This window comes from Thermosynechococcus sp. B3, assembly GCF_030323045.1.
In the GTDB taxonomy this organism is placed as follows: Bacteria; Cyanobacteriota; Cyanobacteriia; order Thermosynechococcales; family Thermosynechococcaceae; genus Thermosynechococcus.
In genome coordinates this window covers 2,155,057-2,174,551 of the sequence record NZ_CP097584.1, presented here as the reverse complement: position 1 = coordinate 2,174,551, position 19,495 = coordinate 2,155,057, and the positions used below count along the sequence as shown (strand labels likewise).

Below are 19,495 nucleotides of genomic sequence, written 5' to 3'. Positions count from 1 at the left end.
CTAAGATAATTGCCCGTCGCACCGAGGGCAAGTCTTGATGAAAGACCTAGTTTGAGCAGCCAGCAAAATTTGCCAAAGGCGATCCAAATCTTTGGGGGCCATTCCTTGGCGATCGCCCTCCATCAATTCATCCTGATAGGCGCTTTCCTGAGGGATGATGGTTGTGGCTTCCTGCCTAGGATCATCAAACCTTTCCCAATGGCTCTTTTATCCTAACTAGGTTGTTCTTCCCAACGCACCACAGGATTGCCTGATCACTAGCCCCAGTTCCCCAATTCACGGGAAGCCCACTGCCGATCGGGCGATATGGACGAGAGAGGGAACCCCCTGATTGGGTATTAAGATTCTTGCGGCGTTTGAGATGTTGTGTAACAAAGTGGTACCACACCAAACTCCTCTGAAATACTGGAGAAAGCGTCTGTCCTAAGTCATGGAGGCAAATTGGTTGTGGCCTATCCCTTGCACGTTGCCTTCATTTGGCACCAGCACCAACCCCTCTACAAAAGTTGTCGCACCGGTCAATACCTGCTCCCTTGGGTACGGCTCCACGGCACGAAGGACTACTTAGATCTGATCTTAGTCCTCGCCAAATATCCCCGCCTCAAGCAAACCGTCAACCTTGTCCCCTCCCTGTTGCTGCAAATTCAGGATTATGTCAACGGTACGGCCCTTGATCCCTATCTGACAGCCACACTGACCCCGGTGGAGCAGCTCACCGATCAGCAGCGCTGGTTTATCATTGAGCATTTCTTTGATGCCCACCACCGCACGATGATTGACCCCCATCCCCGCTATCGCGAACTCTACGAGCAGCGGCAAACCCAGGGGAAAACTTGGTGTTGGCAACACTGGCAGCCCCAAGACTATGGGGATCTGTTGGCGTGGCACAATTTAGCTTGGATCGATCCCCTCTACTGGGATGAGCCAGAGATTGCCCAATGGTTGTCCCAAGGGCGGGATTTTAGCCTCAGCGATCGCCAGCGGATCATTGCCAAACAGCGGGAAATTCTTGGCCAAATCATTCCCCAGCATCGCGCCCTTCAAGAGGCGGGTCAAATTGAAGTCACCACAACCCCCTATACCCACCCCATTTTGCCCCTCTTGGTGGATACCGATGCCGCCAAAGTAGCGGTTCCCAACATTGCCCTGCCCCAACAGCGGTTTCAATATCCCGAAGATGTTCCTCGGCATTTGCGGCGGGCGCGAGTTCTTTATGAACAATTCTTTGGGCGATCGCCCCGCGGACTGTGGCCGTCAGAGCAATCCGTAAGTCCAGCCATTCTTGAACCCATTGTCGAGCAGGGATTTGAGTGGATTTGCTCCGATGAAGCAATCTTGGGCTGGACAACGGGAACCTATTTTCACCGCAACGAAGCGGGGGTTGTCCAACAGGCCAATGTTCTTTACCAACCCTACCGCCTGACCACGGCCAAAGGGGATCTCAACATTGTCTTTCGCGATCACCGCCTCTCGGATTTGATTGGCTTTACCTACAGTGCCATGGCTCCCGAAGCAGCGGCAGCGGATCTGCTCAAGCAGCTTGAGGGTATTCGCCAGCAACTCATTGCCTATGAAGGGACTGGCCAATCCAGTTTGGCACAACCATGGCTTGTGACCATTGCCCTCGATGGTGAAAACTGCTGGGAGTACTATCCCCGCGACGGCCTGCCCTTCTTAGAAAGGCTTTACCAAGGCCTGAGCGAGAACGAGCACTTTGCCTGTGTTTCTGTGGCGCAGTATCTGCAACAATATCCCCCACGTGCGGTGATTTCGGGTTCTGCTCTCCACAGCGGCTCTTGGATTGATGGCAATTTCTGTACATGGATTGGCGATCCGGTAAAAAACAAAGCTTGGGACTATCTAGGGGCTGCCCGCCAAACCCTTGAACGTCACCCCGAAGCCACTGAAACGAAGAATCCGGCAGCATGGCAAGCCCTTTTGGCGGCTGAAGGCTCTGACTGGTTTTGGTGGTTTGGTGAAGGCCACTCCTCGAACCACGATGCCATGTTTGATCAGCTTTTCCGTGAGCATTTGATGGCGCTCTACACAGCATTGGGGGAGCCAATTCCTGAGGTTCTCAATGATCCCTTAGAAGTCCACGAAGCCAAGGATACCTACCCGCCCCAAGGCTTTATTCACCCTGAGATTGATGGGCGCGGTGATGAGCAGGACTGGAACTTTGCTGGCCGGATTCAAATCGGTGGCAGCCGCGGGACGATGCACCGCCAAACGCTGATCAGTCGCCTCTGGTATGGGGTGGATCACCTAAATATCTATCTGCGTCTTGATGCTCCGAACCAGAAACAGCCCTTTGGGAATGACATCAGCACCCTGCACTTTTGCTGGTACTACCCCAACATGGTGACGTACAATAGCCCCCTCTCTGATCTGCGAGATTGCCCCGACGAAGCCCCCCTCAACTACCTGTACCACCATCAATTGGTGATTGACTTTGAAAAGCAACAGATTGCCTTCAAGGAGGCGATCGCCAACTACCAGTGGAAAGAGCGACCCAGCCATGCCCGCTATGCCTTGGGCATCTGCCTAGAAGTGGCCATTCCTTGGGCAGATCTGCACCTGTATCCCGATTGTGGCCTGCGTCTGTTGATCGTGCTGGCTCAAGAGGGCTATTACCTTGACCATCTGCCCCCAGAGCAACTGCTCTTTTTGACTACCCCCTAGTCCTTGAGCGTCTTTTCCACGGCCAAAGGATATCCGACAACCCCTTGGCGGTAGGAGCAAATAATTTGCAACGAGAAATTATTTTCTAGATCCCAAAGTTCTGTAAGCTCAGATAGGAAACCTCTGCGGGATCAACTTGTGCAGTTAGGAGGGTTGTGTGGATAACGTCATTGGCTTAGAGATTATTGAAGTTGTTGAGCAGGCGGCGATCGCCTCAGCGCGGTGGATGGGCAAGGGCGACAAACACATGGCCGATCAGGTCGCCGTGGATGCCATGCGCAACCGCATGAATCAAATCCATATGCGCGGTCGTATTGTGATTGGCGAAGGGGAACGGGATGAAGCCCCCATGCTCTACATTGGCGAAGAAGTGGGTATCTGCACCCGTCCCGATGCTGCCCAATACTGTAACCCCGAAGAACTCATTGAAATTGACATTGCCGTTGACCCCTGTGAAGGGACCAATCTCTGCGCCTATGGCCAACCGGGATCGATGGCTGTGCTGGCCATTTCGGAAAAAGGGGGGTTGTTTGCGGCTCCCGACTTTTATATGAAGAAATTGGCGGCGCCCCCCGCTGCCAAGGGCAAGGTGGATATTCGCAACTCCGCCACCGAAAACTTGAAAATTCTCTCGGAATGCCTTGACCGCGCCATTGATGAGTTAGTGGTGGTGGTAATGAAGCGCGATCGCCACAATGACTTGATTCAAGAAATTCGCGATGCGGGTGCCCGCGTCCAACTGATCTCCGATGGCGATGTCTCGGCAGCGCTCTGCTGTGCCTTTTCGGGAACCAACATTCATGCCCTGATGGGAATTGGTGCTGCGCCGGAAGGGGTGATTTCTGCTGCTGCCATGCGCGCCTTAGGGGGGCACTTCCAAGGGCAACTGGTCTATGATCCCGCTGTGGTCATGACCAAGGAATGGGCGAATCGCACCCGCGAAGGCAACCTCGAAGAACTCAAAAAAGCCGGCATCACTGATCCCGACAAGGTCTATGAAGCGGAGGAATTGGCCTCCGGCGAAACCGTTCTCTTTGCTGCCTGTGGAATTACCCCCGGTATCCTCATGAAAGGGGTGCGTTTCTTTAGGGGGGGTGCCCGTACCCAATCTCTGGTCATTTCCACCCAGTCGAAGACAGCGCGCTTTGTGGACACTATCCACATGTTCGATAAGCAGTTGAAGTCGCTCCAGTTGTACTAAGCACTGACTGCGATAAAAGATAATGAACTCCCTCTGCGTGAGGGGGTTTTCTTTTGCATGAGTGCTATGCCTGTGAACCTCGCCACTACGATTACCCTTGCTCGCCTGTTGATTGTGCCAGTGATCCTAGGCTTGCTCTCCTTCAATCATGGAGTGGTCTATCGCTGGTGGGGGGTGGGTTTATTTTTGGTGGCAGCCCTGACGGATTGGCTGGATGGCTACATTGCCCGCCGTTTTAATCAGGTCACGGATTTGGGCAAAGTGCTGGATCCGCTCGTGGATAAGTTGCTAATTCTTGCACCCCTGCTCCTGTGCATTGAATGGGGAGAGGTGCCTGCATGGTCAGTGGCGTTGATCCTCTTTCGGGAACTCGGAATTGCCAGTTGGCGGGTGCAGCAATCTCAAATTCAGGGGGCAAACCTTTGGGGCAAAGCCAAAACCGTTAGCCAGATTATGGCCGTAGCATTACTTCTCGCTCCCTTACCACCCAGTTGGCAGGGGGGAATACTCATTGTTTATGGGGGGGCGATCGCCCTCACACTGATTTCTGGGGCACTTTATCTTCGTGGTTGAGTGCCAATGCGCCCCGCGAGCACCTCCTGCAACTGCTGGGGATTGATGCGATCCAGCCAATAGGCTTGAAAAGTGGGCTGGGTCACCTGATTGACAAAGGTTTGACTCAGGAATGGACGCAAGGACTCATTTTTTTGATTAAAGACGCCAAAGAAAGCCCCCGCCAGTCCCTTGAAAAAGGGCTGTGCCAACTGTGGGTTCGGGCCAATGAGATCATTGGGAACCGGTAATACTCCCGCTTCACTGACCCCCACTGCTGAGAAGTGGGTACCGGGCACGAGCATGGCAAGATACTTGGGCTGCGCCTGCAACCATGTAAAAGGCCAGATCTGCTCCTCTAAGGGTGGCGCAAAGACATCCCGACTACTGGAAACAATGAGCGTGGGCACCTTGATATTGGCCATGCCCCGTTCGCCAATGAGGATACTACTCACTGGATTGACAGCAATCACAGACTTGACCCGTGGATCCGCCAGTGTAGAGGGCCCATCGGCAAGACCGAGACTACGACATTGCAGGGGCACTGAGATATTAAAGATAAAGAGATCCCTAGCGGCTGCTAGACAGCGTTGTTTCACTGCATTCCAGTCAACGGTACCCCCAGCCGCTGCCAGTACGGTAAAGCCCCCCATGGAGTGGCCAAATAGCCCCACATTATTGGTGTCAATTTTCAGGGCTGGATTTTTCTGAACTAACGCCGCTACAGCATCTACCCCCAATTTCAAGTCGAGGGGACGCTGCGCCCAATCCTTTGGCAAGTTCTCGTAGTCGAGGGGTGTCCCGGAGAGAAAACTACTGACCCGGCTGGCATCGGAACCGGGGTGAGTGACTGCTAAAACCGCTAGGCCATAACTAGCCAAGTGCTCTGCTAAGTAGGCAAATGTCGTGCGGTCTGAGGCTAAACCGTGGGAAATGACAATGAGAGGGGCCGGCGCCGTAATTCCTGTGGGGACATAGAGATCTGCGGGAATGGAGCCTGTGGTGCGATTGGGATTAGTAAATTCAATTTTTTGCTTTTGCCACTGGAAGGGTCCTTTTTGGGCAGGATTAAGGCTACTGGCAGGCAGTGGCGTTCTTGGTTGGAGTTGCGCCAAGCGTTCGATAAAGTCTTGCGCCCGTTGTTCTTGATTCACGGCACGGGTAAAGGCACCCACTGCCTTCAGACCGAGTTCACCATTGACTTTAACACTCTTGCCGGGAAAGGCCTGTAGTACTGAGAGTAGGGTAATGCCTGCGGGGGAACTGGCGGCGGTTTTCAGGGCTTCCCCAAGGGCTGGGCCACCATTGACATCATTATCTGCACGAATGACTTGGCCAATACGCTCCAGAAAGGCTTGACCGATGGGGCTGTTGACAAACTGGCTAACGGTTGTGGGTGCTAGGTCCATACGGGTGGTTAAGCTCTCCCGCAGGTTTGGCTGTTGATCATTGGGGAGCAACCGAATTAAAAACCCTAGCTCTGGGCTGGTATTACCCGTTTTGGCAAAGCTGGCAAGGTCACTCACTTGGATGTTGAAGGTGCCAAAGGGCGGATACACAAGGCTAATTTGTTCAGCCGCCAGTCCCGTCTGTGCCCAAACGGTTGCTGCTGCGCCCAACAGGGAGAACCACTGCCATTTTTTCCTTGCGCGCGCGATCGCCATCCCTGAGATACCCTCACTTAATCACTAGCATTATCGTTGTTTGCAACGTCACCTGCAACTCATTTCCAAGGACTGGCAGCCTGAGGCCTAGGTTCCGACTCTCTGAAAAGGGCTGTAAAGGGCGGCCGCTGTGGTATGGTGCTTTTGGAAAAAATGAGGGAATTCGCCCATGAGTGATGATGCAGTCAAGCAAATGAAGCAGGCTGTTGCCAAAGCTGCTGCCGATCGCGTGCAGTCTGGAATGATTGTCGGCTTGGGCACTGGGTCAACCACCGCCTTTGTCATCCAATTTTTGGGCGATCGCTTGCGCAACGGAGAACTGAGCAACATCGCTGGTGTGCCCACCTCGTTTCAGGCCTCTGTCCTTGCTAAAAAGTATGGCATTCCCCTAGTCACCCTCGATGATGTGGAGAAATTAGACATTGCCATTGACGGTGCCGATGAAGTGGATCCCGCCAAAAACCTGATCAAGGGGGGTGGGGCAGCTCATACCCGTGAAAAAATTGTTGACTCCCTTGCGGATCAGTTCTTGGTCGTGGTGGACAGCAGCAAACTGGTGCAGAAATTGGGTGCCACTTTCCCTGTGCCCGTGGAAGTGTTACCCTTTGCCGTGGCTCCCGTCACTCGTGCCCTGCAAGCTCTTGGGGGGCAGCCTGAACTGCGCATGGGGGTGAAAAAAGATGGCCCAGTGGTGACAGATCAAGGCAACCTTGTCCTTGATGTCAAATTTGATGACATTTCTAACCCCGCCGAACTAGAGAAAACGATGAACAACATCCCTGGCGTTGTCGAAAATGGCCTGTTTGTCAACGTGGCCGATGTCATCCTCATTGGTGAGATTGTGGATGGCCAGCCCCGTGTGCGTGAAATGGCCTAGCAGTTTTTCCATTTCCTGCGAGGAAGCAACAGTTACTTTCCGGTGATCAATCTCTCAACCCATCAGTGATTGAGGTCTCAGGCGGCGACAGGATTGCCATCAATAATTGGGGTATCCACTCCATAGGAGCCTCCAATGTCTCTCCACTCCTTCACCCATCGGTTGATCACCCTAAGCAGTATTGTGGTTTCAGGTGTTGTGGTTGCTACTACGGCAGCACAGGCAAACCCACCGATTATCGTCAACTGCAACAGCAGTGGCCAAGTTTGCGATCAAATGGCGCGTTACAACTTCCGCTCTGAAAGTCCGTATTGGGATTATGCCCTCCAAGTCACTGCGCCTGCTACCCACTGCTCGGAAGTGAAATATTTCACCACCAATCGTCAGGGACAGCGGGTCGAAACGGAGTTCCTTGGCCCCAACCGTTCAGCCTTTTTGCCCATTGGTGGCAATTGGGAGCGGGGGAATCACACGATTCAAATTGGGGCGATTGGACGGCAAGGTGGCTGTAATGTAGGCACGCTCAGTTCATGGGGCATCCAAGTGCAGCCTGCCGTTGTTCCCCGTTAATGAGGAATAAACTCCTAGAAACTTAACTCGTCTTCATCTATTCAAGGGTCGGTGGCAACGACACTGACCTTTTTTTGTGCTTATTTTTAGCGTACTTTACCAATTTTCATTTATTTTACTTCCCCGAAGGAAAGCAAGCGCATCTTTAATATAGCCTCTCCCTGAGCGGATTGCAGCCCCCTGTTCCGAGGGATCCCCTGCGAGGGGTGTCAAATTATTTTCTACAAAGCTACTAAAAATACTCAAAGCCTCCTATAGAGAGACTCCGAGGGATTCAACGCCAAAATCAGACTTTAGGAAATTTGAATAGATCCGTCGGCAGAGAAAACTTAATTGAACTCTTGGGGGCGATCGCTCGTCAAATTATTGGGAAACCTTCTACTTGAGGATTTGTGCCATGGGATTGCGTTGGTTGGTATTGGCATTAGGAGTGGCAGGAATGTTGATCACAGGAGCGATCGCCAGCCGTGCTGGTAAGGAGGTGCCCGCCACGCTTACGGGTCAAATTACGGCGGTTGTTGATGATGATGAAGTCTTAATTGAGGCCAATAACCAACGCTACAAGCTCGATCTACCGGATGCCTGCAAACCTGCCCTGCGCAATGGCGTTCTTAGGGTGGGCGGCGTTGTTACTGCCAGTGGCAAACTTGAACTTGATGATCGCGAGCTAGATGTTTCCATTGTTCAGATGAATGGGCGTCAGGTCTGCCCATAATAAATGCCACAAATGTCACAGTTGCGCACGCCAAAGGGGACATGCACTGAGGGAATCGAACCCGCTGCTGATTCTAGATGAGTCAGTTGATCATCAAAGAAAATATGCGGTTTGAGTTGCTTGAGAACCCGTACCTTCTCCATACCGCCAAGGAAAAAGGTTTCATCCGGCATGACGCCCCAACTATTGAGGGTAGTTACCACCCGTTCACTAGCAAGGATATTGCGTGCCGTCACAATCGCAATCCGTAACAGCCGCCGATAGCTGGCATCCTGCTGTTCTTTGGCCATCTCTAACTGTTGAAAGGCTGCCAGTTTTCTAAACAGGTCACTCAGGGGGCCTGGGTTGTGGGGAATGTTGGCCTTTTGCAGTTCATGGGCTTGAAATTGCTCGAGATCCCCTTGGCGAAAGACGGCTTCCGCTTCATCATCCGCTAGCACACCATCAAAGTCAAAGGCAATGCGCAACTCGGCATCCTCTTCCTGATCGGTAATGGGCGATCGAATCACCATGCCCGCTGGATACCCAGCCGCGATCGCCTGCTGCACGTCCTTGGCATTTGCCGAGAGAAATAGGGACACATTAAAGGCAGGAATGTAGGGATGGGGGGATTTGCCGCCCAAAAATGCGGCGCGGGTAATGTTCAGACCGTAGTGCTGAATTGAATAGAAGACCCGCTGACCGGTATCGGGATCGTTTCTCGAAAGAAGCACGACCTCCACGGGCTCTTGTTCGGGATAGGCACGGTTGAGATTTAAGAAGCGGCGAATAAAGGGAAATGCCACCCCCTTCGGCAAGACATCGTATTTCCTTTCCCGCTGAAATTGGCGGTACTTTTCGGTCCCCTCATTGCGAAAGACATCATCCGCCTCCCCCAAATCAAAGAGGGCACTGGAGGCCACTGCAATCACTAATTTCTGCTCAATTGGGTATCCCATTGCTGAGCATCCGATAGTGGGATTGAAGCGCAGTCCGCAATTGGGCGATCGCCCCTTGCCAATCACCCCGCTGGGGCTGGCGAATTAACTGCGCCGAAGGATACCAAGGCGATCGCGATCGCTGCCAGAGCCACCGCCAATCCGCCACAAAGGGCAACAGGATCCACAGGGGCTTCCCTAGGGCACCCGCCAAGTGTGCCACAGCCGTATCAATTGTTACCACAGCATCCAACTGCTGGATCAAAAGCGCCGTATCCAGAAAATCCCCCATATAGGGCTGGCAATCAATCACCCCCACCTCCTGTAACTGTTCAGCTTCCGCTGGCGATCGCTCCTTTTGCAGGCTATACCATTGCACCTCAAATTCCCGCAGCAGGGGTAGGACATACTCAAGGGGACAAGACCGCTGCGCCGTTGTGCGTGTTTGACTATGGCTGGCCCAAACCAGACCGATCCGAGGTTTAGAGATATTAAAGATACTGTGGGGTGGGTGGGCGGGCAAAGGGAAATAGGGCTTGAACTTAGGAAAGTGGTCTTTATCAATGCCTAAGTAGCGCGGCAGACTCAGCAGGGGGGTATGGCAATCAAAGGGGGGAGGCGTCTCCTCGGTGCTTATCACTTCAATCCCCGGCAGTGTTTGACACAGGCGCACCAAGGGCGGATAGGCAGCAAAAATGAGCCGTTGGGCACGCCGCGCCATCAAGGGCAGTAAGCGCACAAACTGAATGCAATCCCCTAGCCCCTGCTCACTATAGACAAAGAGGGTTTTCCCCTCTAGGGATTGACCTTGCCAACGGGGTTGCGCATAGGTGCGTAATCCGCCCGTGGGTTGTTGCCAGCGCCATTCGTATTCCTCCCATCCCTCTTGAAAATGTCCTAGCATGAGCAGGACAAGGGCAAAGTTGAGGCGCACATCCGCCCCATTGGGGTCTAGGGCAACGGCTTGGCGAAAGTGGTGGAGGGCCGCCTCTGGGTTTCCTGTTTCCAGAAGCGCTGTGGCCAAGCCCGCTTGGGCAGAACCGTTGCAAGGGTTGAGGTCAAGACAGCGTTGGTAGTAGCGGATGGCTCCCGTAAAATCCGCTTCGCTGAGGCAAATTTGCCCCAGTTGCAGGAGTGCCTGTGGATGTTTATTTTCCCGCAGCAAGACCTCTTGATAGCGATCGCGGGCCGCTGCAAGGTTGCCCTGTAAATGGAGGGCATAGCCCAGATTGTAGTGCGCTGCCAATAGTTCTGGATTGGCGCTGAGGGCAGCTTGAAATTGACGAATCGCTGCCCTGTAGTTCTTGAGTTCGAGATAAACGCTGCCCAGATTGTTGTGGACATCCGCTTGACCGGGTTTAAGATACAGCGACTGTTCATAGCAGGCACTGGCCTCTGTAAGTTTGCCTTGGGAGTGCAGACACAGTCCCAAGTTATACAGGGTCGTCGGTAAGTCCGGATTCAGGGAAAGGGCTTTTTGATAGCAGGCGATCGCCCGCTCAATCTCCCCTAAGTCCAAATAGGCATTCCCTAGGTTGCTGTGGGCTTCCACCCACTCTGGCTGCACCTCAAGGGCGCGTTGATAGTGGGGTACAGCAGCGGCCGGTTGCGACAGCAGATCGTGGAGAACAATCGCCAGCCGATAGTGGGCAGCAGCATGCCACGGATCAAGGGCGATCGCCTGTTCATAGGCCGCTTGCGCCCCAAGGGGTTGCCCCCGTTCCTCGGCAATCACCCCCAACAAATAGTAGGCCTCTGGCTGCGGGGAACGTTCAATGACTTGACGAGCCAACTGCTGTGCCCTGCGCCAGTGCTGTTGCTGATAAAGCTGCCAAGCCTTTTTTAAAAGCGAGGCTGTTTGCCATCCAAAGATACCCACGGCAATTGCTACGAATAGGAATTGTGTTGATTCAAATAATAAGCAACAGCGGTAGCGATCTTAGAATTGCCATCAAGATCAAGCGGTGTGGGGTCTAAAGGCGGCTGAGGTTCCGCTGCCAAAAAGTGCCAGTGGCCACCAAAAAATTCTTCATGACTGAGGATCTGATGGTAGTGATGAGCCTGCAATCCGGCCACTAAAATTGGCCCCTCGGCAAAATCATCACGACGAATCGTTGCCACCGGTACCCCCAAGCGACAGGCCTCCGCGTAGGTGCCATAGCCGGGCTTGGACACGACTCGACCACAGAGAGGCATCACATCCAGCGGGCGGAGTTGACGGCCACAGAGCTTCAGTAGGTTTGGCAGATCCTCTGGTGCAGCCCCATCGAAGGTGAGAAACTGCCAATCGGGAAAGTCCTTGAGGGCTTCATAGGGAATGGCCTGCAGGCTCAACCCGCCAAAGGTCAACAAAACCGTGCGATCGCGGGGAGTGGTGAGGCCAAGGCGCTGCCGCAACTCCTCTGGTTCAAAACGCGGTTCGGCTCCCGTCAGTCCCACGGGTTCTTTGTGGGGAAAAGCATTGAGGGGTTCGGCAAAGGGCAGTTGAAACAAGCGATCGCACCCGCTATAAAGATTACTCACCCAATCCCCAATCTCGCTAAAGTCATCGCCAAAGGAGCGATAGATAAAATCCCAGCCAAAGTTACTAACCATCCAACAGGGCACCCCCGCTGCATGGGCGATCGCCACCGCCAAAGGGGGAATATCCGCTAGCACCAACTGTGCCCGATTTTGCTGAATAAAATCTGCCTCGGCGTGGATCAACTCAGGGGCTGCCGCCTGAAGTTCCAAGAGCTTGGCACGGGTTGCGGGCAAATCCATTTGCAAACTATCGGCTTGCACGACCCCCAGATCAAGGGCACGGGGACGATGAATAAACTCCCCCTCCAGATTCGCCTGCAACAACCAATAGGGAGCTGCCGTCACGATCAGTGGCAAGAGATCAGGCACTTGGCGGCGAATGGCATTCACCAGCGCCGTTGTCCGCGCCACATGACCAAAGCCATGATTGGTGATTGCTACGTAGAGGGTTGGTCGAGCCACAGCAGTGTTCCTGCCAAAACCGATGCAATCTTAACATTTGTAACAACCCACCATGGAGGTTGCTAACTGCTTTTTTGCGCAAGAGGGCAACAGCGGGATTAACTAGGACATGTCCTTGGGTTTAGCCCTCTACAATGTATTGAGTTTATTCTATTTGATTAACATATAAGATAGATTTATTGTCGGTATTTATAAACTTGTGTTGCTTTTTATGAAGATATGTAACATACTGTTGACTAGGAGGCAGAGATAACCCTAGCGACAGACTAGACATTTAACATCTCTGAAGCGATATGACCTACACCACCGATACGCGTTTCAATCCCACCACCCTAGCCACAGCGGTTCAAGAGGTAACCACTCTCTTTAACTGCCTGAGCGTGGATGACAAGTTGGGACTCCTGTGGTTTATCTACACAGAAACGGGTCGTTCGATTACAGCCGCCGCCCCCGGTACGGCTCGCCTACAACTGGCGGAAGGGCTGCTCAATCAGGTCAAAGCACTCAGTTTTGATGATCAACTTCAATTCATGCGCGACTTGGTGGCCAATGTGGACACCCCTCTCACCCGTGCCTACGGTGTCTTTAGCCCCAACACCAAGCTCGCCTTCTGGTATCAACTGGCAGAACTGATGAAACAGGGGTTTGTGGTACCTGTGCCCCCCGGTTATACCCTCAGCCGCGATGCCGATCGCGTGTTTGCAGCCATCAAAGCCCTTGACTTTGGTCAGCAGATTACTGTCCTGCGGAATGCAGTGGTCGCCATGGGTGTGGATCCACTTGCCGTCTAATTGAGATGCCATGGGTTACGCAAGGGGGCAGCTCGCTCCCTTTTTTTGTCTCGATTCAAACCACTGAGGAACTGCAACCATGACCCATCTTGTTCAAGGAAGTCCTGTTCTCGGCATTGATGAACCGACGCTGATCGCCTATTTTGCTGCCCTCAATGAGGAACGCTACGAAGATGTGGCCGCCCTGTTTGCTGAGGCGGGAGTTCTCTATCCGCCCTTTGAGGATGCTGTCATTGGCCGCGGGGCGATCGCCCATTATCTCCACCTTGAAGCCGTGGGTATGCGGGCAGAACCCCTTAAAGGAGAACTACTAAGCACAGAGGGCACAGAACGTCGCTACCGCCTTGTGGGTAAAGTTACACTCCCCCTTTTTAGCGTCAATGTGGCTTGGCAATTTGGCCTCAATGCTGAGGATCAAATCACATTTGTGAAAGTGGATTTGCTGGCAACCTTGGAGGAACTCCTCAACTATCAGCCTCTACGTCAGCAGCGCTAGGGCGACCGGGAAACACCTCGGACTCTAAGGCCTCCACGCGATCGCGCAAATTGTGGAGAATGCCCGAATGACTCAGGCGCACCGCTGCCAACTGTTCCCGTAGGCGATCGTAGTTTTCGGGCAGTTGTTGGCGCAGATGAATCACTTCACGGCTGAGGGCATTCACCCGTCGCTCTAGATCCGCCAGCCGTTCAGGCAAATGCTCCGCTTGAATATAAAACTTGCAGACAATGTCAACAATTGCCGCTTCAAGGCTAGTAAATTGATGCTCCCGCTGATAGGCATACAGCCAACTGAGAACATCGGGCGGTAAATGCTCCGTAATTTCCGACTCAGAATTCACGATTCTATCCTGTGGCAGGCTGTACTTCTATTTTGTCGCTTTAGGGAGAGCAGTGGCGAGAGGGTCGAAGCATCGGAATGGACACCTGTAGTCAGGCAAGGCCACTGCCATTAAGTAAAAACTTGGGAGGCGTCAGCCAAAAAAGTTGACTATTACCAAGGGGATCGGTTTCTGGAATCAGCAGGCCAATAATGCCGGCTTTCTTGAGCTGGAGGTGTCCCAAGGCTTTACCACAGATGAGCAGTTCGGTCCAGTGACTGAGATTGGGTTCATGACCCACCGCTATAAGGGCACCCTCATGGTCTTGACGCCAGTGGCTGAGCCAATGGAGCCAATCTAGCAAACGACCGCTTGGAGCCAACAGGTCAGAAATCATCAGATCGGGGGCAACCCCCACTTCAAGGAGAATTTCTGCCGTTTGCCGTGCCCGCACCAGTGGGGAGGAGAGAATCAGTTCTGCCTCAATGCCTAGATCAAGTAACCGCCGCGCAATCTGCTGGGTTTTCTTTTCGCCTTTGGCCGTCAGGGGGCGATCGCTATCACTGCCTTCAAACACTTCCCGTTCGACCGCGATTCCGTGGCGGAAAAAAAGGACTGTTAGCTCCGTCATAAAGACCTAAAACTTGATTACTACGAACAGTGTCTTACTCCGTACCGTGGAGGACATTGTTCTTCGGATTGACGAGGTGGAGGAGCTTCTGCTTAATCTGCGTATCGTAAACGCTCCACTTGAGTTTAGCGTATTCTGGATTCTCATTGAGACCCGACAAGAAGCCCACGGGAATTTCAAAACCGCCGGCTTGGGAGCGACCCCCACCAAAGAAGCGTCCTTGGCGATCCTTACCAAAGGCCTCTTTGATAAATTCGTCGGGGTCAAGGGTAATTTTTGTTGTGCGCAGCGAACCGATAATCAGTTCCACCTCTTCGTCTTCGTCGTGGACAAGGCCATAGACAACGGCAGTGTGGACGTTCTCTTCAGTCACAAGGAAATCCGCCGCTTGGGGAATGGCATCGCGGTCTTCGTAGCGGATATAGCCCACGCCAGAAATTGAGAAATTGTTGTGAATGGAGCGGTTTTTCAGCGATCGCTCGATCACATCCATCACCTGCTTCGAGCGGTGGGACTGCAAAATGGTGTTCAGCAGTTGATAATCAATAAAACGACTCAGGAAGGCGGCTGCGAGAAAGTCCTCTTCTTTGGCTTGTTTGAGGCAATCGGTGTCAGAGCGCAGGCCATGCATCAGAGCCGTGGCACATTTCACGTGAACTGGGTTGCTACTGTCGAGGGTGAGTAGCCCCGCTTGCAGGTATTGGGTAAAGATGGTAGCCGTGGCGCGGGTCGTGGGTCGAATGTCTGTAAACTCGGCTTGAATGGCTTCTTGGAGACTGTGGTGATCAATGATGGCGATCGCCGGCAGGCCAGCCTCCTGCACCATGGGCAGCAGTTGACTGGTGGTGCCTTGGTTGTCAATGAGAACGTAGCCTTGGTAACAGGTACAATCCCGCTGATCTTTATTTTTCGTACCTTGCACCGCCCAGCGCACAAGGGGCATCCCCGTCAGCCGCACTAGGGTGATATTCTCCTGATGGCTCAGGGCACCGGCGTAGGCAATATCGCACTGAATCTCAAACTGCTCAGCAATGAGTTTATAGGTCCATGCCGAAGAGAGGGCATCGGGGTCAGGAAAATCTTGGAGAATAATCAACTGCCGCGTACCGCGATGGCGTTCCAGCATTTGCCGCAGCGCTTCGGCACGGGGGTCACTCAAGCGAACTTCCGCCTTGGCCAATTCTGTAGAGGTCGTCTCCGATTTCACCAGTGCGTTACCATTCAGTTCAGGATGAGTGGAACCGACGTCACTGGCAGCGGGGTCACTGAGTTCAAGTGGATAGGGAGATTGCATAGTTGTTTCAGCGTTGGATAACAGGGTTGAACCCAATGGGGAACGCGCAGAAGATAATTGTCGTCACCATACCGTCAACGACTCTATCTCGATCTTGGCAGATATTTTATCGTTTGGCATCCCCCCTTGGACAGCGGTTGCGCCAGTGGCGATCGTCCCCTGCTTGGCAGCCTTTAGCTTTTACTTTAGCGATCGCCCTTTTGGTCGCGGGAACCCACAGTGTGAAAGCGCAGCAGGTCTGGCGGGGCAGTGAATCCGTCCCCCTGCAAAGAGCCTATGCCGACTGGCAGCAAAAGCACATCCTCTATTTGGGTGAAACCCACGATAGCGTGGCCGATCATCAGGCACAACTGCAAATTTTGCAGGAATTGCAACGGCGGGGTCGCCCCCTAGCGATCGCCCTTGAAATGATTCAGCGTCCCTTTCAAGCCGCCCTCGATGCCTACATTGGCGGTGAAATTACCGAGATGGAATTGCTGGAGCAAACCCAATATGCCCAGCGCTGGGGCTTCCCTTGGTCGCTGTATGCACCGATTTTTCGCTTTGCCAAGGAGCAGCAGATTCCCCTGATTGCCCTGAATACGCCCACCGAAGTCACCCGCCAAGTGGCACGCCAAGGTCTAGAGAGCTTAGGGGAAGATGATTTTCGCTATATTCCACCCCTAGCAGATATTGACTTGAGCAACACTGCCTATCGCGATCGCCTGCAGGAGATTTTTGTTGCTGCCCATCAAGGGATGAGCCACAGTATGAATTTTGACTTCTTTTACCAAGCTCAAGTCCTTTGGGATGAAACGATGGCCAAAGTCATTGCTAAACAGCATCAGCGGCATCCCGATCGCCTGATTGTGGTGCTGACGGGGCGGGGTCATGTTTATTTTGGCGATGGCATTCCCCAACGGGTACAGCGACGGCTGGCCCCCAACCTCCGCCAAGCCATTATCCTCCTCAATCCCACAGCAACGGAAAAAGCCAAACCCCGCATTGCCGACTGGTTCTGGCAAAATGATCCCTCTCTCTAAACCTAATCAGCCAAGCCATGTTCAAGGGCAAAGCGCACGAGTTCTGTGCGGCTACTGGTACCGGTTTTCACAAAGAGGCGACTGACATACTTTTCAATATTGCGAACACTGGTATTCAGTTGGCTGGCAATTTCCTTATTCATCAGACCCTTGACCACCAGTTGCAGCACACTGGCTTCGCGGGGGGTGAGATCCAGTTGAATTGGGGGAGCCGTGGGATTGCGTTTGCCCTGTTGGACGAGCATTGCCCGCAGTTCGGCAATTTGTTGAGCTAAATTGGCCAGATTGGGTTCTCCCTCATCGCGAGCAGCCGCTTGCCGCCGCAGCAGATTTTTGATAATGGCCACCAGTTCATCGGGGTCAAAGGGTTTGGCTAGGTAGGCATCACAGCCAGCATCATAGCCTTGGATGCGATCGCGCTTCATGCCCCGCGCTGTGAGGAAGATAACGGGAATATGGTTGAGATGGGGTTGTTGGCGCACTGTTTCCAAAAAGGCATAGCCATCCATCTGCGGCATCATAATATCCGTAATAATCAGGTCGGGTACATTGGTTTCTAGATACTCCAGAGCCGCTTGACCATTGGCCACTGCTGTCACCTCAAAGCCACTGTCCTCTAAATAGGCCGTTACCGCCTCGCGCACCCCCGGCTCATCATCCACCAGCAATAATTTTGCTGTCATTGGCTGTCTCCTATGCCAGTAGGACTTAATTTACAGCCCTTTTCACACGGATGGAATACGCTCAGTCAGTGCTCATCTGTGTACCCCAGAAAAGGACTGTATTTATGCTCTAACATAATTGGCAGTACCTAGGTGGAATAATTGAATGGCGATTATTGCGCTGCGGGCATGGTACCTACCGCAGTATGAACCCCTCGAACACATCGAGCAACGTCCCCACGATCTACGGCTCAACAAAAGTAGCTTGCTGAAAACGGCACTGCGGGCAGATTTTCTCGATGACTTAGAAACGGTGCAGCGTTCGGAGTGGTTTCAACGCTATCGCCTTGGGGAAACCGTGGAATTTTATATTGAGGGGAGCGGCAGCTATACGATCGCCAACATTGATGTTCTCAGTCATGAAATCTATTTCATCAAGAGCGATCGCCTGAGTTACTTGGAACCGACCCTCTTTTTCAGTCCCGCCGATAGCCCCAGTAGTGACGAGATTCGCACCGCCCTCAAAGCATTTGTGACCAATACCCCTAGTCGCTTCCCCTTGGAACTGGTCGAAAGCCCACGCTCAGCCACGGCTCCTCTGCGTCTGGATAGTCCCGTGATCACCCAATTGCGTCGCTCGCTCCTGTTTGTTGCCGATGGCACAGCGGTTGAGAATGGCCAGTTGTCCACCATGATTGCCCTAGAACTCGGCTACGCCCTTGCCAGCAAACGCCGCAATCAAATCCTTGTCATTCAGCAGGAGCACCCCAGCCAGCGGGCGCCTCTTCCCATTGAAGTTCCCAGTCGCCAGCGCCTCATCTATAGCCATTCCCAAGAGCTAGCCGAGAAGTTGCCCACCGTGCTGCAAACGCTCCTAGAACCTTTTGATTTCCATTGATATTTGCATAGGGAAGCCCGTTTCGGGAATAACCTGACCGTTAACGAACGAGATCGTAGAGCAGGTGGGAAGGAACTCCTGCTGCCAAGAGAAGGCGCGGTAGAGTGGGCAGGACACGACAGCAATGCCGAATGAAATCATGGATCCACCGTTGCAAGGTTTCGACTTCATAGTTGGTTAAAAGTTGATCGTGGGGCGTGAAGTTACGGTTGTGGAACTGCTCCACTTGAATTTGCGCCAGCCAGCTTTCACGGGGTCGTGTCAATAACCAATAGTTAGTGACAATCATTTTGCCAAGGTAGCGTACCGTTACTTCTGTAATTCGCCGACAGTATTCATAGTAATCAGCAAGGTTTGTCGATTCATGGTTTACGCTAGGCACAGGAATCTGCTCTTGAGTTTCCGCAACCTGACTAAAGAAAGACATCAAATCTGTTAAGGCACTGTGGGAGACAGGAAGTTGAATACCAATGAGGTCAAAAATTTTCTGCTCAATCTGTTGAAGCTGGTGAGTTTGATGTGGTTCGTTAACTTTTATTTTTTGATGTAACTCAATGAGAAATTCTAATTGATTCAGTTGTGGATAGGTTAAATGATCTAGATTAATGTAACGCTCTAGGTATTCTTCCTCAATGCCCAGTGGGTGTGTGTCACGGGCAACATAGGATTGAATGGCGGGATGCTCTGCCAGTAAGCGCCGCATATAGTAGCGAGTGACTGGAGAAATATTCATAGGGGGAACCCTCACAGTTAGGACGGGACATAGCAGCAAAAGGGAGAGAGGCACGTGACATGCACGTACTTTCAGATGTGTAAGAAGTTAAGTCAATGATGAATACTTAATACTTGTTTAACAAACGCAGGGACTAGGGAAGCAAGTTAATATAACGAAATAGTTATTCAAAAAAACTAATCATCATCAGGGAAACACCAATTACTTTAGTTTTACAGGTTAATTTAAGGTATTTAAGTGAAAGACAACCCTAACTGCCTTGAATGAAACATGTTTCTGTTATAAATGCTGAGATCTGAGATCGTCAAGTATTGCTTGATACAAATAGTTTTTGCGTCACCATTCTGTAACATAGCCGCTACGTGACACTGCAAAATTTAAGAAATCGTTTACATTAGTTCATATTGAGCCTAAATTTGGTAGCTAAGGCTACAAATGTTGTCAATAAAGCTGTAATAATAATTTGATTTTTTTATATTCTGA

Annotated in this window: 19 protein-coding genes; 10 read left to right on the top strand and 9 right to left on the bottom strand. The window is 52.4% G+C overall.

The annotated features are described in order from the left end of the window. The first annotated feature begins 447 nt into the window (after positions 1-447). The 3 genes from M0646_RS10770 to pgsA all read left to right on the top strand — a co-directional run bounded on the left by M0646_RS10770 (position 448) and on the right by pgsA (position 4,456). A complete protein-coding gene (locus tag M0646_RS10770; RefSeq protein ID WP_286649630.1) occupies positions 448-2,682 on the top strand; it encodes a glycoside hydrolase in 2,235 nt (744 codons plus the stop codon). Between the two features lie 157 nt (positions 2,683-2,839). Beyond that, positions 2,840-3,883, top strand: a complete 1,044-nt coding sequence (glpX, locus tag M0646_RS10765) for a class II fructose-bisphosphatase (RefSeq protein WP_149820730.1) — start codon at positions 2,840-2,842, stop codon at positions 3,881-3,883. A gap of 66 nt (positions 3,884-3,949) precedes the next feature. Beyond that, the gene (gene pgsA, locus M0646_RS10760) at positions 3,950-4,456 is read left to right on the top strand and encodes a CDP-diacylglycerol--glycerol-3-phosphate 3-phosphatidyltransferase (protein ID WP_286627189.1); all 507 of its coding nucleotides are present in this window, start codon (positions 3,950-3,952) and stop codon (positions 4,454-4,456) included. On the opposite strand, the gene M0646_RS10755 is transcribed toward pgsA, so the two are convergent. Next, entirely contained in the window at positions 4,441-6,099 is a 1,659-nt protein-coding gene (locus M0646_RS10755; protein ID WP_286649629.1) for an alpha/beta hydrolase, read from the bottom strand. The two genes, pgsA and M0646_RS10755, sit on opposite strands and share 16 nt — an antisense overlap. Positions 6,100-6,268: 169 nt before the next feature. On the opposite strand from M0646_RS10755, the gene rpiA reads away from it, so the two are divergent. From rpiA to M0646_RS10740, 3 genes are all read left to right on the top strand, one after another. After that, positions 6,269-6,976, top strand: a complete 708-nt coding sequence (rpiA, locus tag M0646_RS10750; RefSeq protein WP_149820724.1) for a ribose-5-phosphate isomerase RpiA — start codon at positions 6,269-6,271, stop codon at positions 6,974-6,976. Between the two features lie 135 nt (positions 6,977-7,111). Further along, positions 7,112-7,546: a hypothetical protein gene (locus tag M0646_RS10745; protein ID WP_149820722.1), complete on the top strand. Its 435-nt coding sequence runs from the start codon at positions 7,112-7,114 to the stop codon at positions 7,544-7,546. 397 nt (positions 7,547-7,943) lie between these two features. Beyond that, positions 7,944-8,261, top strand: a complete 318-nt coding sequence (locus tag M0646_RS10740) for a hypothetical protein (RefSeq protein ID WP_149820721.1) — start codon at positions 7,944-7,946, stop codon at positions 8,259-8,261. Here the strand turns inward: M0646_RS10740 and M0646_RS10735 are convergent. From M0646_RS10735 to M0646_RS10725, 3 genes are read right to left on the bottom strand one after another with little or no spacing between them, the layout of a single operon-like run. Further along, positions 8,246-9,199 (bottom strand): 5'-nucleotidase, encoded by a 954-nt coding sequence (locus M0646_RS10735; protein ID WP_286625670.1) that lies wholly within the window; start codon positions 9,197-9,199, stop codon positions 8,246-8,248. The two genes, M0646_RS10740 and M0646_RS10735, sit on opposite strands and share 16 nt — an antisense overlap. Next, positions 9,183-11,057 carry a tetratricopeptide repeat protein gene (locus M0646_RS10730; protein ID WP_286625669.1) on the bottom strand — a complete coding sequence of 625 codons (1,875 nt, stop codon included), beginning with the start codon at positions 11,055-11,057 and terminating at the stop codon, positions 9,183-9,185. Before M0646_RS10730 ends, M0646_RS10735 begins: the two co-directional genes overlap by 17 nt. Before the next feature lie 8 nt (positions 11,058-11,065). Further along, positions 11,066-12,163: a glycosyl transferase gene (locus tag M0646_RS10725; protein ID WP_286649628.1), complete on the bottom strand. Its 1,098-nt coding sequence runs from the start codon at positions 12,161-12,163 to the stop codon at positions 11,066-11,068. Between the two features lie 293 nt (positions 12,164-12,456). On the opposite strand from M0646_RS10725, the gene M0646_RS10720 reads away from it, so the two are divergent. Beyond that, positions 12,457-12,954, top strand: a complete 498-nt coding sequence (locus tag M0646_RS10720) for an orange carotenoid protein N-terminal domain-containing protein (protein WP_286625668.1) — start codon at positions 12,457-12,459, stop codon at positions 12,952-12,954. Between the two features lie 79 nt (positions 12,955-13,033). Then, the gene (locus tag M0646_RS10715) at positions 13,034-13,450 is read left to right on the top strand and encodes a nuclear transport factor 2 family protein (protein WP_149820714.1); all 417 of its coding nucleotides are present in this window, start codon (positions 13,034-13,036) and stop codon (positions 13,448-13,450) included. On the opposite strand, the gene M0646_RS10710 is transcribed toward M0646_RS10715, so the two are convergent. From M0646_RS10710 to M0646_RS10700, 3 genes are all read right to left on the bottom strand, one after another. Continuing rightward, positions 13,419-13,793, bottom strand: coding sequence for a hypothetical protein (locus tag M0646_RS10710; protein ID WP_286625667.1), 375 nt, complete (start codon positions 13,791-13,793; stop codon positions 13,419-13,421). The genes M0646_RS10715 and M0646_RS10710 overlap by 32 nt on opposite strands. A 91-nt stretch (positions 13,794-13,884) precedes the next feature. Further along, positions 13,885-14,403 (bottom strand): phosphohistidine phosphatase SixA, encoded by a 519-nt coding sequence (gene sixA, locus M0646_RS10705; protein ID WP_149820710.1) that lies wholly within the window; start codon positions 14,401-14,403, stop codon positions 13,885-13,887. 34 nt (positions 14,404-14,437) lie between these two features. After that, positions 14,438-15,697 carry a bifunctional oligoribonuclease/PAP phosphatase NrnA gene (locus M0646_RS10700; RefSeq protein ID WP_149820708.1) on the bottom strand — a complete coding sequence of 420 codons (1,260 nt, stop codon included), beginning with the start codon at positions 15,695-15,697 and terminating at the stop codon, positions 14,438-14,440. A gap of 113 nt (positions 15,698-15,810) precedes the next feature. Here M0646_RS10700 and M0646_RS10695 point away from each other — a divergent pair, with 113 nt between their 5' ends. Next, positions 15,811-16,719 carry a ChaN family lipoprotein gene (locus M0646_RS10695; RefSeq protein ID WP_286649627.1) on the top strand — a complete coding sequence of 303 codons (909 nt, stop codon included), beginning with the start codon at positions 15,811-15,813 and terminating at the stop codon, positions 16,717-16,719. A 2-nt stretch (positions 16,720-16,721) separates the two neighbouring features. Here M0646_RS10695 and M0646_RS10690 read toward each other — a convergent pair whose 3' ends face one another. Further along, positions 16,722-17,402 (bottom strand): response regulator transcription factor, encoded by a 681-nt coding sequence (locus tag M0646_RS10690; protein ID WP_149820706.1) that lies wholly within the window; start codon positions 17,400-17,402, stop codon positions 16,722-16,724. A gap of 145 nt (positions 17,403-17,547) precedes the next feature. On the opposite strand from M0646_RS10690, the gene M0646_RS10685 reads away from it, so the two are divergent. Beyond that, on the top strand, positions 17,548-18,279 hold the full coding sequence (locus M0646_RS10685; protein ID WP_149820705.1) for a hypothetical protein: 732 nt from the start codon (positions 17,548-17,550) through the stop codon (positions 18,277-18,279). 40 nt (positions 18,280-18,319) lie between these two features. Here M0646_RS10685 and M0646_RS10680 read toward each other — a convergent pair whose 3' ends face one another. After that, positions 18,320-19,012 (bottom strand): hypothetical protein, encoded by a 693-nt coding sequence (locus M0646_RS10680; RefSeq protein ID WP_286625665.1) that lies wholly within the window; start codon positions 19,010-19,012, stop codon positions 18,320-18,322. Positions 19,013-19,495: the final 483 nt, after the last annotated feature.